This window comes from Phytopseudomonas argentinensis (assembly GCF_900113905.1).
In the GTDB taxonomy this organism is placed as follows: Bacteria; Pseudomonadota; Gammaproteobacteria; order Pseudomonadales; family Pseudomonadaceae; genus Aquipseudomonas; species Aquipseudomonas argentinensis.
The window spans coordinates 101,643-116,514 of record NZ_FORC01000006.1; the positions used below are offsets into that span (position 1 = coordinate 101,643).

14 protein-coding genes are annotated in these 14,872 nt (G+C 59.7%); 6 read left to right on the forward strand and 8 right to left on the reverse strand.

Annotation, left to right across the window (positions count from 1 at the left end):
- From BM154_RS21975 to BM154_RS21985, 3 genes are all read right to left on the reverse strand, one after another.
- Positions 1–915 carry an ABC transporter permease subunit gene (locus tag BM154_RS21975; protein ID WP_074889542.1) on the reverse strand — a complete coding sequence of 305 codons (915 nt, stop codon included), beginning with the start codon at positions 913–915 and terminating at the stop codon, positions 1–3.
- A 236-nt stretch (positions 916–1,151) separates the two neighbouring features.
- Positions 1,152–2,273 (reverse strand): branched-chain amino acid ABC transporter substrate-binding protein, encoded by a 1,122-nt coding sequence (locus BM154_RS21980; RefSeq protein WP_074889546.1) that lies wholly within the window; start codon positions 2,271–2,273, stop codon positions 1,152–1,154.
- 420 nt (positions 2,274–2,693) lie between these two features.
- Positions 2,694–3,584 (reverse strand): MBL fold metallo-hydrolase, encoded by an 891-nt coding sequence (locus tag BM154_RS21985; RefSeq protein ID WP_074889549.1) that lies wholly within the window; start codon positions 3,582–3,584, stop codon positions 2,694–2,696.
- A 479-nt stretch (positions 3,585–4,063) separates the two neighbouring features.
- Here BM154_RS21985 and BM154_RS21990 point away from each other — a divergent pair, with 479 nt between their 5' ends.
- Positions 4,064–5,656 (forward strand): AAA family ATPase, encoded by a 1,593-nt coding sequence (locus tag BM154_RS21990; RefSeq protein WP_074889550.1) that lies wholly within the window; start codon positions 4,064–4,066, stop codon positions 5,654–5,656.
- A complete protein-coding gene (locus tag BM154_RS24050; protein WP_139225506.1) occupies positions 5,649–6,665 on the forward strand; it encodes a hypothetical protein in 1,017 nt (338 codons plus the stop codon). The genes BM154_RS21990 and BM154_RS24050 overlap by 8 nt, the downstream gene beginning before the upstream one ends.
- A gap of 554 nt (positions 6,666–7,219) precedes the next feature.
- On the opposite strand, the gene BM154_RS21995 is transcribed toward BM154_RS24050, so the two are convergent.
- The 3 genes from BM154_RS21995 to aptA form a co-directional block, all read right to left on the reverse strand.
- Entirely contained in the window at positions 7,220–8,719 is a 1,500-nt protein-coding gene (locus BM154_RS21995; protein ID WP_074889554.1) for a CoA-acylating methylmalonate-semialdehyde dehydrogenase, read from the reverse strand.
- A gap of 67 nt (positions 8,720–8,786) precedes the next feature.
- Complete coding sequence (locus BM154_RS22000; RefSeq protein ID WP_074889558.1) at positions 8,787–9,074, reverse strand: cupin domain-containing protein; 288 nt, start codon at positions 9,072–9,074, stop codon at positions 8,787–8,789.
- On the reverse strand, positions 9,074–10,420 hold the full coding sequence (gene aptA, locus BM154_RS22005) for an omega-aminotransferase AptA (RefSeq protein ID WP_074889562.1): 1,347 nt from the start codon (positions 10,418–10,420) through the stop codon (positions 9,074–9,076). The genes BM154_RS22000 and aptA overlap by 1 nt, the downstream gene beginning before the upstream one ends.
- Positions 10,421–10,550: 130 nt before the next feature.
- On the opposite strand from aptA, the gene BM154_RS22010 reads away from it, so the two are divergent.
- On the forward strand, positions 10,551–11,471 hold the full coding sequence (locus BM154_RS22010) for a LysR family transcriptional regulator (protein ID WP_074889564.1): 921 nt from the start codon (positions 10,551–10,553) through the stop codon (positions 11,469–11,471).
- A 27-nt stretch (positions 11,472–11,498) separates the two neighbouring features.
- Here the strand turns inward: BM154_RS22010 and BM154_RS22015 are convergent, their stop codons facing one another.
- Positions 11,499–11,867 (reverse strand): DUF3140 domain-containing protein, encoded by a 369-nt coding sequence (locus tag BM154_RS22015; protein WP_074889567.1) that lies wholly within the window; start codon positions 11,865–11,867, stop codon positions 11,499–11,501.
- Positions 11,864–12,382 (reverse strand): hypothetical protein, encoded by a 519-nt coding sequence (locus BM154_RS22020; RefSeq protein ID WP_074889570.1) that lies wholly within the window; start codon positions 12,380–12,382, stop codon positions 11,864–11,866. The genes BM154_RS22015 and BM154_RS22020 overlap by 4 nt, the downstream gene beginning before the upstream one ends.
- Before the next feature lie 201 nt (positions 12,383–12,583).
- On the opposite strand from BM154_RS22020, the gene BM154_RS22025 reads away from it, so the two are divergent.
- From BM154_RS22025 to BM154_RS22035, 3 genes are all read left to right on the forward strand, one after another.
- On the forward strand, positions 12,584–13,507 hold the full coding sequence (locus tag BM154_RS22025; RefSeq protein WP_074889572.1) for an aldo/keto reductase: 924 nt from the start codon (positions 12,584–12,586) through the stop codon (positions 13,505–13,507).
- A 112-nt stretch (positions 13,508–13,619) separates the two neighbouring features.
- Positions 13,620–14,279 carry a TetR/AcrR family transcriptional regulator gene (locus BM154_RS22030; RefSeq protein WP_074889575.1) on the forward strand — a complete coding sequence of 220 codons (660 nt, stop codon included), beginning with the start codon at positions 13,620–13,622 and terminating at the stop codon, positions 14,277–14,279.
- Positions 14,279–14,866, forward strand: a complete 588-nt coding sequence (locus BM154_RS22035) for an IMPACT family protein (RefSeq protein WP_074889577.1) — start codon at positions 14,279–14,281, stop codon at positions 14,864–14,866. The genes BM154_RS22030 and BM154_RS22035 overlap by 1 nt, the downstream gene beginning before the upstream one ends.
- Positions 14,867–14,872 lie beyond the last annotated feature (6 nt).

The following is a 14,872-nucleotide window of genomic DNA, read 5'->3' on the forward strand; positions in this document are numbered from 1 at the left end:
TCACACCTTGGTTACCTGAGGACGGCCCAGCAGGCCCTGGGGACGAAAAATCAGAATCAGCACCAGCAGCGAGAAACTGAACACGTCCTTGTAGTCGGAATTCACCATTCCAGAGAACTGCGCCTCGGCCACGCCGAGAATCAGCCCGCCGAGCATCGCCCCAGGCAGCGAGCCGATGCCGCCGAGCACCGCCGCGGTGAAGGCCTTGATGCCGATGATGAAGCCGGCATAGAAGTCGAAGGTGCCGTAGTTGAGGGTGATCAGCACCCCGGCCAGCGCGCCCATGGAGGCGCCGATGACGAACACGTAGGAGATCACCCGGTCGGTGTTGATGCCGAGGATCTGCGCCATCTTGCGGTCCTGCTGGGTGGCGCGGCACATGCGCCCCAGGCGGGTCTTCTGGATGACGAAGGTCAGCGCCAGCATGCCGATGATGGCCGCGGCGATGATGAACAGCTTGGTGTAGGTGATCATCACGTAGCCGTCCCCCACGTGCAGGCGCAGCGCGCCTTCGAGCATGGTCGGGATGCCCTGCTGCCGCGCGCCCTGGCTGAGTTGCACGTAGTTCTGCAGGATCAGTGACATGCCGATGGCGCTGATCAACGGTGCCAGCCGTGTGGAGTTGCGCAGCGGCTTGTAGGCGATGCGCTCGATGGCGAAGCCGTACACCCCGGTGACCACGATGGTGAACACCAGCGTGCCGAGAATCACCAGCGGGAAGGAATGCACGCCGAAGAAGGCCAGTACGGCGATGGCGATGGCGGCCAGGTAAGCGGAGACCATGTACACCTCGCCGTGGGCGAAGTTGATCATGCCGATGATGCCGTAAACCATGGTGTAGCCGATGGCGATCAGGCCGTAGACAGAACCAAGGGTCAGGCCGTTGACCAGTTGCTGCAGGAAGATACCGTCCATTGAAAAATCTCTGAGTCCGTGACGGAAAGAAGCGCGAGGTCGCCAGGCGACCGCAGCAGCCCCGGCAGGTCATGGCCCGCCGGGTTTGGAGGTTTTGTTGACAGCTGCAGGGCCATGGAGATGAAGCAATCACTTGTAGGAGGGGTCGGGCGGCGATCCGCTTTAGCCCCGAGCTCTTAACCACTCGTGGCTAAAGCCACTCCCAGGCGCGCCCTGCCCCTTTGAAAACCCTGCTCTTAGAGCTGCTTGTACTTGCCGTCAGCGCCCCACTGGTACATCACGTAGTCGGAGACCTTCAGGTCGCCCTTCTCGTCGAACTCCTTCTTGCCCATCACCGTCTGCACCGGGTTGGCCTTCAGCCAGGCGGCGGCTTCGGCGCCGTCGGTGCCCCGGGTCCCGGCGAACGCGGCGGCGACCACCTGCAGCGAGGCGTAGGAGTACAGGGTGTAGCCCTCGGGCTCGTAGCCATTGGCGCGGAATTTCTCGATCACCGCCTTGCCATCCGGGATCAGGCGCGGGTCGGCGCCAAAGGTCATCAGTACGCCATCGACGTATTGCGCACCGCCGGCCGTAGCGACCAATTCGTCGGTGACGATGCCATCGCCGGAAAGGAACTTGGCGTTCACGCCCTGCTCGCGCAACTGCCGCACCAGCGGCCCGGCCTCCGAGTGCAGCCCGCCGAAGTAGACCACCTCGGCGCCGCTGGCGCGGATCTTGGTGACCAGGGCGTTGAAGTCCTTCTCGCCACGGGTCAGGCCCTCGTACATCACCTCTTTCACGCCGCGCTTGTTGAGCTGCGCACGGGTGGCGTCGGCCAGGCCCTGGCCATAGGTGTCCTTGTCATGGATCACCGCAACCTTGCTGGCCTTGAGGGTATCGACGATATAGTCGCCGGCGACGATGCCCTGCTGGTCGTCACGGCCGCACATGCGGAACATCGCGGTCAGGCCGCGCTCGGTGACCTGGGGGTTGGTCGACCCCGGGGTAATAGCCAGGATGCCCGCCTCGTCATACACCTCGGACGCCGGCATGGTCGACGACGAGCAGAAGTGGCCGACCACTGCCACCACCTTGTCCGAGTCCACCAGGCGGTTGGCCACCGCCACGGCCTGTTTGGGCTCGCAGGCATCGTCGCCCTTGACCAGCTTGATCTTCTCGCCGTTCACCCCACCCGCCGCGTTGATGTCATCGGCGGCTTGCTGCGCGCCGCGCCAGAACTGATCGCCAAAGGCCGCGTTGCCGCCGGTCATCGGTGCACCGACGCCGATGATGATGTCGGCATGGGAGAACGGGGAGAAGCCCAAAGCACCAGTGATCGCAAGCGCCAGGAAACCTTTCTTGAAAGACGTGTGAGGCATGGACGTGCTCCTGAGGAGTATTTGGATTGGCCCGCCTGCTGGAGCAAGCGCTATGCCATTCGCACAACCGTTTGAAACTTCTAGACGAAAGTCGCGGTAGATGCCGATGTAACCTCAAGTGTCTAGGGGCGATGCGTCACTTTCGATTGAAAAGGCGCCACGTTCACCACCAACCGCCGCTAGATGCGCACCGTCGCCGGGCAAGGCGTCGTCCAAGCTGGTGCAACAATCCGAAACACCGGGTTGATAAGTACACGTTTCGCAGCTGCCTGTCGGAGGGCCTGCAGAGGGGACCAGAAGTTGATTCCAGAGCGGTTGTGATGCTTGCTAAGCCTCTACTGGGCGTTGTAACCGGTAACAATGTAAAAACGCCCCGCACCGTTGCCGGGCAGGGCGTTGTCGTTCCGGCTCAGCGGTGGCTTATTGCGGCCACTTCACCTCGCCCTTGATCACCTGGGCACTCAACTCCAGGGACGCCTCATCGGCCAGGTCCGGGTAACGCTTGCCCATGGCGGCGATCAGCTGCTTGGAATCCCTGGCCTTGCCGGCTTCCTGCTCGAAGGCCTGCAGGTACTCGCGGGTCGCGGCGACGGTCTGCGGCGAATCCGGCAGGCTGCCATCGGCGTTGGGCAGGTAATGCCCGGGCACCACGCGGCTCGGGTTCAACGCGTCGATGGCCGCCAGGGTCGCCAACCAGTCGCGGCGCGATTGCACGGTCTGGGTATCGGCCATCCACACATGGATATTGGCCGACACCGGGATGCCGCCGACCACCGTCTTCAGCGATGGAATCCACACGAAAGTACGCGCCGGCTCCGGCCCGCGAATCTCCAGCACCTGCCCATCCACGGTCAGCGTCGGCGCCTTCAGCACCTCGGGCACCACCAGCGCCTCGGGTGCATTGCCTTCCATGATCGGCCCCCAGTGCGCCAACTTGCCGTCCTTGCTCGCCTCGATGGCAGCCACCGTTTCGGCAGTGGCAACGATCTTCGCATCCGGGAAAGCGCGGTGAATCACATCCAGCCCGAAGTAATAGTCCGGGTCGCTATGGCTGATATACACGGTGGTCAGCTTCTTGCCGGTCGCGCGCACCTTCTCGACCAGCGCCTGGGCATCGTCACGCTGGAACTGCGCATCGATCAGCACCGCCTCGGTAGGCCCGGAGACGATCTGCGCCGATACCGGGAAAATCGATTTCGCACCGGGGTTATACACCTCCAGCTTGAGCGGCTCAGCCGCCAGCACCTGGCCGGCCATGGCCAGCACGGCACTGCCTAACAACAAAGGGCGTAGCAGACGTAAAGCGTTCATGGCATGGCCTCGCAAGGGAAAGTGCGAGCCATCATAGAGAGGCAGATAGGTTCGAAATACGGCCTAACGCGCAATGGTTTGTTGCGTGTTTTGCTGCAAATAGCTTCTCACCCTATGCAGCCACCTCGCCCATGCGACTAAAAGCCATACACACCTAGTGGCGCACCGCCAGTATTTCGCAGTAAGGTCGGCCATCGCCTCTCAAGGAAGAACCATGGCCAGCAAGAACGCTCCCTCCAGCCGCCAAAAACACCTCGCCGTTCAGATCGATTCTGAAAGCGGCCTATCGCTTTTTCCGAAGGCTTCTTTTCTAAAGAGACCTCCTGTTAGAACTTCAGCTATATCCCCAGCGAATAGTTATAACGCCGAACGATTAGCAATATCTTTCAAATTTCTAAAGATAGGCAAACGGCCTACCGCCACCTCAAACCAAATCAAAATTAACCACTGACTGCCAAGTCATAAATTACGAGTTAAACATGATCAACCACATTAGTTTTGAAAACTATAAAGCATTTGAAACGGGAGCATTAGACCTAAGACCTATAACCATAATACTAGGCGCAAACAGTACGGGAAAAAGCAGCATATTACAACTTATCTTACTATTTGCACAAAGCTTCCAATCTGGCGACGATTATGCCGGCGCATTCAAACTAAACAGTAAATATGTATCTCTCGGAGAGGGAGTCAACATCTTACGAGACCATAAAAAAAATAACGAGCTATGCGTAAAATTTGACATCACACAAATTGACTACTCAGAGAAACAAAGAATAACAAGCGCACTACAAGAGTATGCTTTTGTTTCTGACCATTTCGGAACATCAGAAAAAATGTTCCCAGAAATAATGAGTCGATGCGAAGACTCAAAGGGGGACACCAAAGCTTTAAGAGATATATTTTCAGAGCTTAAAAATGAATACGAAAAATCAATAAAAATTGAGGCAAAAGGAAAGTTAAAAAAACAGCATAAGCTTCAGAGCTTTTTAAAGAAAGAAGATATATCAGAGCTTTCAGACCTTATCGACATGTGTGCAAACTCTAATAACACAACTCCAATCACGGGTGTTGGCTACCATTTTTTCTTGGACGAGAAAACCGAAGCTATTCACGTTAAAGAAGTTACTGTATATAGCAACAACGCCATCTTGATCTCATATTCAAATCGGCGCAACAATGGTTATAAAGCTCACGATTTAGAAAGCGATCTTTTTGAAAAAAGTATTATTGAAAAAAACAGGGTGACTTTCGGCAGATCAAAGAAAATTGATGGCTTTGAGATTACAGGACCAGTAGATAGCAAACGCACTAGCTTTCTAGGCATGAACTTAATCGCGTCCCCCAAATCGATGATTGAAGAAATATTCAACATAACAAACAGAGCCATTGAAGCAAAATTTAGAACAGGGCTAATTAATCACGTAAGCCCACTAAGAGGATTTCCTCAGCGCTATTATATGATTGACCAATCATATACTCGCGAATCACTTAACACAAAAGAGGGCGACTCGCTTGCAGACGCGTTAAAGCGAAACCCGGAAATCAAGAGGAATGTAAATACATGGCTGAACACTTTCAACCTCGCCGTTGACGTTGAAGCATTAAAAGACATCATCCATTCGATCAAGATCAATCAGAATGACCTACACCTCGATCTAACGGACGTGGGCTTTGGAATTTCACAAGTGCTACCAGTAATAGTTCAGGGCTTTTTGTCCAAACCCTCGTCTATAACCATCATTGAACAACCTGAAATCCACCTACATCCCAAAATGCAAGCGGAGCTGGCAGACCTATTTATCGACATAGTAAAGCAGTCAGAAAAAGTACTCTTAATCGAAACGCATAGCGAAGCTTTGCTTAAGCGACTAAGACGAAGAATATCTGAGGGATCAATCCCGGCCAAAGATGTTGCAATATATTTTGTTAGTGGTAAATCTCAAGGAAAGAAGGGTGCAATTCGAAAAATTGAAGTAGAGGAAAAAGGCGCATTCGAATGGCCAAAAGACTTCACCGAAACGGAGATTGAAGACACAATAGAGTTCATGAAGAATCAAAAAAATGACTAAATATGCTATCTGCCCCGAACTATTCGAGCACTGTTTGGTAGAGCGGAAAAAATTTTTTGACTTCTTACTTATATTTCTGCAGACAAACGATCATAAAATTCTACTAGATAGTGAAATGCAAATACTCGACAGGTACAAGAAATCTAAAGATCCCAATGGGCTTTTTGGATTTTGGATTGAGCAGATCGAGTTCACTGGCAGAGGTTCCTACTATCCAATAAACATGAGCACAAACTTTAGCTCGCTCAGCGATCAAAAAGCGATGATTGCTTTAACCAAAGAATTCAGTGCAGAACGTTATTTGGCGACAATAGATCGTGACGATTATGCCGAGCATAACGTAGAAATTAGAAATTCAAGAATAAACCTGCTAAGTGCAAACGAGGCATTGGAGCACATAAACGCTTTGCCCCCCCGAAGATTTGACATTCAAGAATTATCAAGATGCTTAGTAAAGAAAGCAAAGAAAATGCTTGAAAAAAAATTCAAGAAAGAACTTGAGGATATCTATAACGATGATTTTAGTGAGTTTCTAAGAGGACAAGGTTTTTATGTAGCAGATCAAACAAGAAGTGGTCGTTCTTCTGGAGGAATCAATCCAGGTGAGATAGACATTATGATCCGGGATAGCGAATCAGGAGCTCCTGAAGCGATTATTGAATCACTAAAGATAGATTCATGCGGACCAAAAAACCAAGTCATATCAAAACATTTAAACAAATTACTCGACGACTATGACACATCAGGACTCCAGCGAAATTTCATTATAATCTTTTCATTCATATCAAATTTCCAAAATGGTTGGAAAAATTACATATCTTATATGAAAGACCTTAACAACAAGCCTGACTTCACAACTCAGCATCGAATAGAGTCATATATGGATAGTAGTTCCGATTGGTCGTGCCCTGCAGAAATAAGGACAGGACTGGCAATTCACAATCGAAATGGAAGTCATGTGGAAGTTATGCACATATTCATGAACATGTGCAGCGACAGCACGAATTAATATCGGAGACTCCGAGTCACAAGTAGGGTAAACAACGCGAAGCTTGTCCGCCGTTCGGCTCAACGCGATACGCCAATCGCCCCTTCAGGAGGCCGAACGGAATCGTTGTGTAGAGGGTTGAGCGGCATGGATGCCGCGAGAGTCGCGATGGGCCAGGGATGGCCCTTCGCGGCGGACCCTCGGAGCAATGATGGAGTGAGGGAAGTCGAGCGTAGCGAGACCCGGATGCAGGGGCACAGACTTTTGGTTCCTTTTGGGGCGTTTGCCAAAAGGAACTCGCCGTAAGGGCGAAACCGGTTTGCGGGGCGATAGAGAGGCGGCGTCGGAGAGCGATATCTGGCTGCAAATCATGCGCCGCTACCGATATCGATTCGCGGGCATGGCCCGCTCCCACAGTTGGCATTCCCACAACTGGCAATCCCACAGTTGGGGCGCTCACAATTCCCGCTCCCACAATTCTCCGCACCCACAAAGTACGGGTGGGCGATCCCGGTTTCTGGGCACCAATAAAAAGGCCGATCAACTGATCGGCCTTTTCGCTCCCTCACCCCACCTCAGCTATTGCTGGGAAACGCAAACTGCGCCGCCTCGTGGGTCTTGCGCTGCGGCCAGCGCTGGGTGATCGACTTGCGGCGGGTGTAGAAGCGCACGCCGTCCGGGCCGTAGGCGTGCAAGTCGCCGAACAGCGAGCGCTTCCAGCCGCCGAAGCTGTGGTAGGCCACCGGCACCGGCAACGGCACGTTGACGCCGACCATGCCCACTTCGATCTCGTCGCAGAACAGCCGCGCCGCTTCGCCATCACGGGTGAAGATGCAGGTGCCGTTGCCGTACTCGTGGTCGTTGATCAGCTTCATGGCGGTTTCCAGGCTGTCCACACGAACGATGCACAGCACCGGGCCGAAGATCTCGTCGGTGTAGATGCTCATGTCCGCCGTCACCCGGTCGAACAGGCTGCCGCCGAGGAAGAAGCCGCTTTCATTGCCGGACACGCTAAGGCCGCGACCGTCGACCACCAGCTGGGCGCCAGCGGCCACACCGGCATCGATATAGCCGGTGACCTTGTCCTTCGCCGCCGCGGTGACCAGCGGGCCCATGTCCAGGCCGCACTGGGTGCCGGCGCCGATCTTCAGGGCCTTGATCTGCGGGACGATACGCTCGACCAGGGCGTCGGCGATCTGGTCGCCCACGCACACGGCCACCGAGATGGCCATGCAGCGCTCGCCGCAGGAGCCGTAGGCAGCGCCCATCAGCGCGCTGACGGCGTTGTCGAGGTCGGCGTCGGGCATCAGCACCGCGTGGTTCTTGGCGCCGCCCAGGGCCTGCACGCGCTTGCCGTGCTTGCTGCCTTCGGCGTAGATGTATTCGGCGATCGGTGTGGAGCCGACAAAGCTCAGGGCCTTGACCTCCGGCGCCTGGATCAGCGCATCCACGGCGGTCTTGTCGCCATGCACCACGTTGAGCACACCGGCGGGCAGGCCGGCTTCGTGGAGCAGCTGGGCGATGTACAGGGTGGAGCTAGGGTCACGCTCGGACGGCTTGAGGATGAAGCAGTTGCCGCAGACGATGGCCAACGGGTACATCCACAGCGGCACCATGGCCGGGAAGTTGAACGGGGTGATGCCGGCGACCACGCCGACCGGCTGGAAGTCGCTCCAGGCGTCGATGTTGGGGCCGACGTTGCGGGTGTATTCACCCTTGAGGATTTCCGGCGCCGAGCAGGCGTATTCGACGTTCTCGATACCGCGCTTGAGCTCGCCGGCAGCGTCTTCGAGGGTCTTGCCGTGCTCTTCGGCAATCAGCTTGGCGATGGTGTCTTCGTGCTGCTCGAGCAGTTGCTTGAAGCGGAACATCACTTGGGCACGCTTGGCCGGCGGCGTGTTGCGCCAGGCCGGGAAGGCCTGTTTGGCCGAGTCGATTGCCTGCTGCACGGTGGCCACATCGGCCAGGGCGACACGGCGAATCGCCTCGCCAGTGGCCGGGTTGAACACGTCGGCGCTGCGGCCGCCCTGGCCGTCGGCGAGTTGGCCGTGGATCAGGTGCTGGATGGTGGTCATTGGGTCCTCCGAATATTGTTCGCTTGGGTAGCAGCGACATGCGCCGCTGCCGCCGGAAATGGGGTTGTCACATGAGTTCGGTTTCGACGAAGACCACTTCGTGGTCGATGGCATTGACCACGTTGTGCTCGACGCCGGCCTTGCGGAAGTAGCTCTGGCCGGCGATCAGCGTTGCGTGCTTGTCGCCGTCCGGGGTTTCCAGCAGCAGGGTGCCGTCGGTCATCGGCACCACCACGTAATCGTGGCCATGGCGGTGGCGGCCGGTTTCGGCGCCGGGTGCGAAGCGCCACTCGGTGACGATCACCTCGTCGTTGTCCACCTGCACGGTGGCCACTGCCTGCTGCCGGCCGGCCATCAGGCGACGCCCTGCAGTGCGTCGCTGACGGCGCTGAACACGCGGTCGAGGTCTTCGATCTTGGCGTTGAACATCGGCCCGAACTGCAGGCCGTCGCCGCCAAAGCGCACGTAGAAGCCGGCCTTCCACAGAGCGATGCCGGCCTCGTACGGGCGGATGGTCGGGTCGCCGTCACGGGGCGCCAGCTGGATCGCGCCAGCCAGGCCGCAGTTGCGGATGTCGACCACGTGCTTGGCACCCTTCAGGCCATGGATGGCGTTCTCGAACTTGGGCGCCAGCTCCGCGGCCTGCTGAATCAGGTTCTCGCGCTTGAGCAGTTCCAGCGAAGCCAGGCCGGCGGCGCAGGCCACCGGGTGGGCGGAATAGGTGTAGCCGTGGGTGAACTCGATCATGTGCTCGGGCGTCGGCTGGCCCATGAAGGTCTGGTAGATCTCGCGACTGGCGATCACCGCACCCAGCGGGATGGCGCCGTTGGTGATCTGCTTGGCGACGTTGACGATGTCCGGCGTGACGCCGAAGTACTCGGCACCGGTCCACTTGCCCATGCGCCCGAAGGCAGTGATCACTTCATCGAAGATCAGCAGGATATTGTGCTGGGTGCAGATCTCGCGCAGGCGCTGCAGGTAGCCTGCCGGCGGCACGATGACGCCAGCCGAGCCGGACATGGGCTCGACGATCACCGCGGCGATGTTCGAGGCGTCATGCAGTTCGATCAGTTTGAGCAGCTCGTTGGCCAGCTCGACGCCGCCGGTCTCGGCGGCGCCCTTGGTAAAGGCCATGCCCGGCTGCAGGGTGTGCGGCAGGTGGTCGACGTCCATCAGCTGGCCGTACATCTTGCGGTTGCCGGCGATGCCGCCGAGGCTGGTGCCGGCGATGTTGACGCCGTGGTAGCCGCGGGCGCGACCGATGAACTTGGTCTTGCTGGCCTGGCCCTTGAGGCGCCAGTAGGCCTTGGCCATCTTCACCGCGGTGTCGGCGCACTCGGAGCCCGAGCCGGTGAAGAACACGTGGTTGAGCTCGCCCGGCATCAGCTCGGCCATCTGCTCGGCCAGCTTGAACGACAGCGGGTGGGCGTACTGGAAGCCCGGCGAGTAGTCGAGGGTGCCGAGTTGCTTGGCCACGGCCTCCTGAATCTCCTTGCGGCAATGGCCGGCGCCACAGGTCCACAGCCCGGACAGGCTGTCGTAGACCTTGCGCCCGGAATCGTCGGTCAGCCAGCTGCCTTCGCCGGCGACGATGATCCGCGGGTCGCGCTGAAAGCTGCGGTTGGCGGAAAACGGCATCCAGTGGGCGTCCAGCTTGAGTTGGCTGGCCAGGGGCGGCGTGGCGGTCTGCGGCATGTTCATGGCAATGGCCTCGTGGGTGGGCTGCGGGCAACGTGCCTTACACAGCGTATCGGTTGCGGGCCAAGGTGCCACAGGCATAAAGTCACTCAAACCTGACTCTTCGAATCCTCAGTTCACTGGTGACTAAACAATGAGCGCCCGACGCCCCGAGCCCCTTGCCCAGGTCAGCGACTTCGATATCCGCCTGCTCAAGCTGTTTCGCAGCGTGGTCGAATGCGGCGGCTTTTCTGCCGCGGAAAGCGTGCTGGGCATCGGCCGTTCGGCGATCAGCCAGCAGATGAGCGACCTGGAGCAACGCCTCGGCCTGCGCCTGTGCCAACGTGGCCGCGCCGGCTTCGCGCTGACCGAGGAAGGCCGTGAGGTGTACCAGTCGACCCAGCAGCTGCTGGCGGCGCTGGAGAGCTTTCGCACCGAGGTCAACGGCCTGCACCAGCACCTGCGCGGAGAGCTGAACATCGGTCTGACCGACAACCTGGTGACAGTGCCGCACATGCGCATCACCGGCGCCCTCGCCCGCCTCAAGGAACGCGGGCCGGACGTACGGGTGAACATCCGCATGACGCCGCCCAGCGAGGTCGAGCAGGGTGTACTCGACGGGCGCCTACATGTGGGCGTGGTGCCGGTGGTCGGCGGGCTTTCCGGCCTGGATTACCAGACGCTGTACGACGAACGCTCGCGGTTGTACTGCGCCGTCGGCCACCCGCTGTTCTATGTCGATGACAAGGAGCTGGCGGACGAACGCCTCAACAACCAGGACGCCATCGCCCCGACCTTCCGCCTGCCGCCGGAGATCCAGAACCATTATGGGGTGCTCAATTGCACGGCCAGCGCCTCGGACCGCGAAGGCATGGCGTTTCTGATCCTCACCGGGCGCTATATCGGCTACCTGCCGGACCACTATGCCGAGGCGTGGATCAAGGAAGGCCGCCTGCGCGCGCTCAAGGCCGACTCGCGCTTTTACGACATCAGCCTGGCTTCGGTGACTCGCAAGGGCCGCCGGCCGCATCTGGTGCTGGAGAGCTTTCTGCAAGAATTGGCGACCAGCGCCTGACGCGCGCTTGCAAGCCCGGTTGGCGCATCAGGCCTTGAGCGGGTCGTGGCCCCAGTTCATCAGCGACTGGCGCCAGCGGCTGTCCTTCACCTCACCGTCCGGGCGCTGCTTGAGATGGCGGTGCACGTAGCCGATCACCTTGCGCATCGCCTGGTAGTCGTCGGTTTCCAGCTCGGCCACGCGTTTACCCTTGATCTCCAGAATGCGCTCGCCCATCTGATGGCCGACCGACTGGCCATCGCCGGCGGACTCGACCTTGCGCCCGCCCTTGGTCATGCCCACGCGCTTGCTGTCGGCAGCCTGCAACCAGCGGCGCAGGCGCGACGGCGGCATGTTCACCGCGGCCTTGAAATCGCTGCGAATGGCTTTCTTCTGCGCCTCGCTCAACTCGCTCATTTGCCGCCCTCCTTTTCCAGCGCGGTAACCAGCTCTTCCTTCTTCATCCGCGAGCGGCCGCGAATGCTCCTGCTCGCCGCGCGCTTCATCAGTTCGGCCTTGGTCAGCCCGCTCGGGGCCGGCGTGCGGTGCTTGGCGGCCTTCTCGGCGACGTCCTCTGGCTGCCTGGAGTGCTGGCGCCCGGCGCGGCTGTCCGCGCGTTTCTTGCGGGTGCTGCGCGCGTACTCCTTGTCGCTCAGTTCATCGCGGGCGTTCCTGGGCAGGTAGCGTTCGCCGGTTTCGCCGGAGGGCTTGCCGGACTGGGTGCCCCAGTCTTGCTCGGTCCACTGCTGCAGGCCGTTGTCCTGGCGCTTGCCGCCTTGGTAGCCGCCGCCCTCCTGCTGGTACAGCTGTACGGCCAGCTGCGCCTTGCGCGCCGACCACTGGCCGGGCTTACCACCCTTGTCGCCCTTGGTGACGCGCTGTTTCACCTTGTTCCACAGTTTGGGGTGGGTCTTCTTCGCGGTGCTGCTCATAGAGCGTCCTCGCCGGTGGCTGTCCTGATAGATGACCGCGCCAGCGCGAACGCTGTTGCCCAAGGCGGACAAACGGAACGCCAGCGACCATGCAGTGCTCTCAAGACACACCAGGTAACAAGTAACGCCAGGCGTGTAGCCGATCCACCGGACTCGGCGACTAGTCTCTTCTGCTTAGCCCTTTTCGCAACGGAGCACGCCATGCCCAGCCGTCGCCATTTCCTGCAGGGCAGCGCTGCCCTGATGACCCTTGCGGCTGGCAGTCAGCTGCTGCCTGGTTTCGCCTTTGCCGCCAACCCTGCTGCCGTGCTGCAGCGCAAGATTCCGTCGAGCGGCGAGAGCCTGCCGGTGATTGGCCTGGGCACCTCGCAGACCTTCAATGCCAGCCTCGACAACGCCAGCCTGAACCCCCTGGACGAGGTGATGCGCGCCTTCATCAATGGCGGCGGCACGCTGATCGACACCGCGCCCAGCTACGGCAGCGCCGAGGCGGTGACCGGCGAGCTGCTCAAGCGCACCAGGACCCAGGGCAAGGCGTTTCTCGCCTCCAAGCTGTCGAGCACCGGCCGTGAGCGCGGCCTGGCGCAGTTCGAGGCCAGCCTCGAGGCGTTGCAGGCCGACAGGATGGATCTCCTGCAGGTGCACAACCTGCAGGACACCACCACCCAGCTGGCCCTGGCCCGCGAGCTGCGCGAACAGGGCAAGGTGCGCTACATCGGCATCACCCATTACATCGAGTCGGCACACGACGATCTGCTGGCGGTGCTCGCCAAGGAAAAGGTCGACTTCGTGCAATTCAACTATTCGGTGGGCGAGCGCAACGCCGAGAAGCGCCTGCTGCCCTATTGTCACGACAATGGCATCGCCACGCTGATCAACCGCCCGTTTCAGCGCGCGCAGTTACTCAGCCGGGTGAAGGGCAAGCCGCTGCCGGAGTGGGCCACCGAGATTGACGCCACCTCCTGGGCGCAGCTGCTGCTCAAGTTCATCCTCGCCGACGAGGCCGTGACGGCGGTGATTCCGGCCACCTCCAACCCGCGCTATGTGATCGACAACCTCAAGGCGGGCCAGGGTCGCCTGCCGGATGCCGCGCAGCGCGAACGCATCGTGCAGGCGTTCAGCTAGGCCCGGTCAAGGCCGGGCGACAGATATTTTCCAAGGCCAGCGCTTGTCACGCCCGCCACGGTGGAGTATCTGTTCACCCGCTGTGCCCTCTGAACCACCACGGAAGTCCTCGATGTCCCCTGACGCGCTCGCACCCGCTGCCACTTCCGGCAAACCGACCGGCCGTATCCGGCAGAAGAACGAAGAAGCGATCATCGCCGCCGCCGAGAACGAGTTCGCCCGCCACGGTTTCAAGGGCACCAGCATGAACGCTATCGCCCAGGCGGTGGGGCTGCCCAAGGCCAACCTGCATTACTACTTCAGCAGCAAGCAGGGCCTGTACCTGGCGGTGCTGAACAATATCCTCGCCCTGTGGGACAGCGCCTTCGACAACCTGCGTGTCGACGACGACCCGGCCGAGGCCCTGGAGCGCTACATCCGCGCCAAGATGGAGTATTCGCGCCGCTACCCCAAGGCCTCGCGGATCTTCGCCATGGAGGTCATCAGTGGCGGTGCGTTTCTTTCCCAGCATGTCGGCAAGGATCACCAGAGCTGGTTTCGCGAGCGCGCGGCAGTGTTCGAAAGCTGGATCGCCGCCGGCAAGATGGATGCGGTCGACCCCGCGAACCTGGTCTTCCTGATCTGGAGCGGCACCCAGTACCACGCCGATTTCGCCGCGGAGATCTGTCGGGTCAGCGCTCGCTCGCGCCTGACCAAGGCGGATTACCAGGCCGCCGCCGACAACATGGTGCGCATCATCCTCAAGGGCTGTGGGTTGAAGCCGAGCGTCTGATGCCTTACCTGCTACTCGCCCCCTGCGACTACCGCGAGGAGATCCGCAAGAGCCGCTTTCTCGCCCAGGCTCGCGCCATCACCAGCGCGGCGGATGCCCAGGCCTTTATCGAAGAGGTCAGCGACCCAGGCGCCACGCACAACTGCTGGGCCTGGAAGATCGGCCAGCAGTACCGTTTCAGCGACGACGGCGAGCCCGGCGGCACCGCCGGCCGGCCGATCCTCGCCGCCATCGACGCCCAGGGGTTCGACGGCGTGGCCGTGGTGGTGACGCGCTGGTACGGTGGCATCCAGCTCGGCACCGGCGGCCTGGCGCGTGCCTACGGCGGCAGCGCCAACAAATGCCTGCAGCAGGCCGAGCGCCAGGAGCAGGTGCCGCGCACCGCCTGCGCCTGTCATTGCGGCTTCGCCGAACTGGCCCTGCTCAAGTCACGCCTGGCCGATTTCGACGCCGTGCTGGAACAGGAAAGCTTCGACGCCGAGGGCGCCGAACTGCAGCTGGCCGTGCCACAGCCGCATATCCCGGCGCTGCAGCGCCTGCTCGCGGACATCAGCCGCGGGCGCAGCATCTTGCGTGTCATCGAATGACCGTCA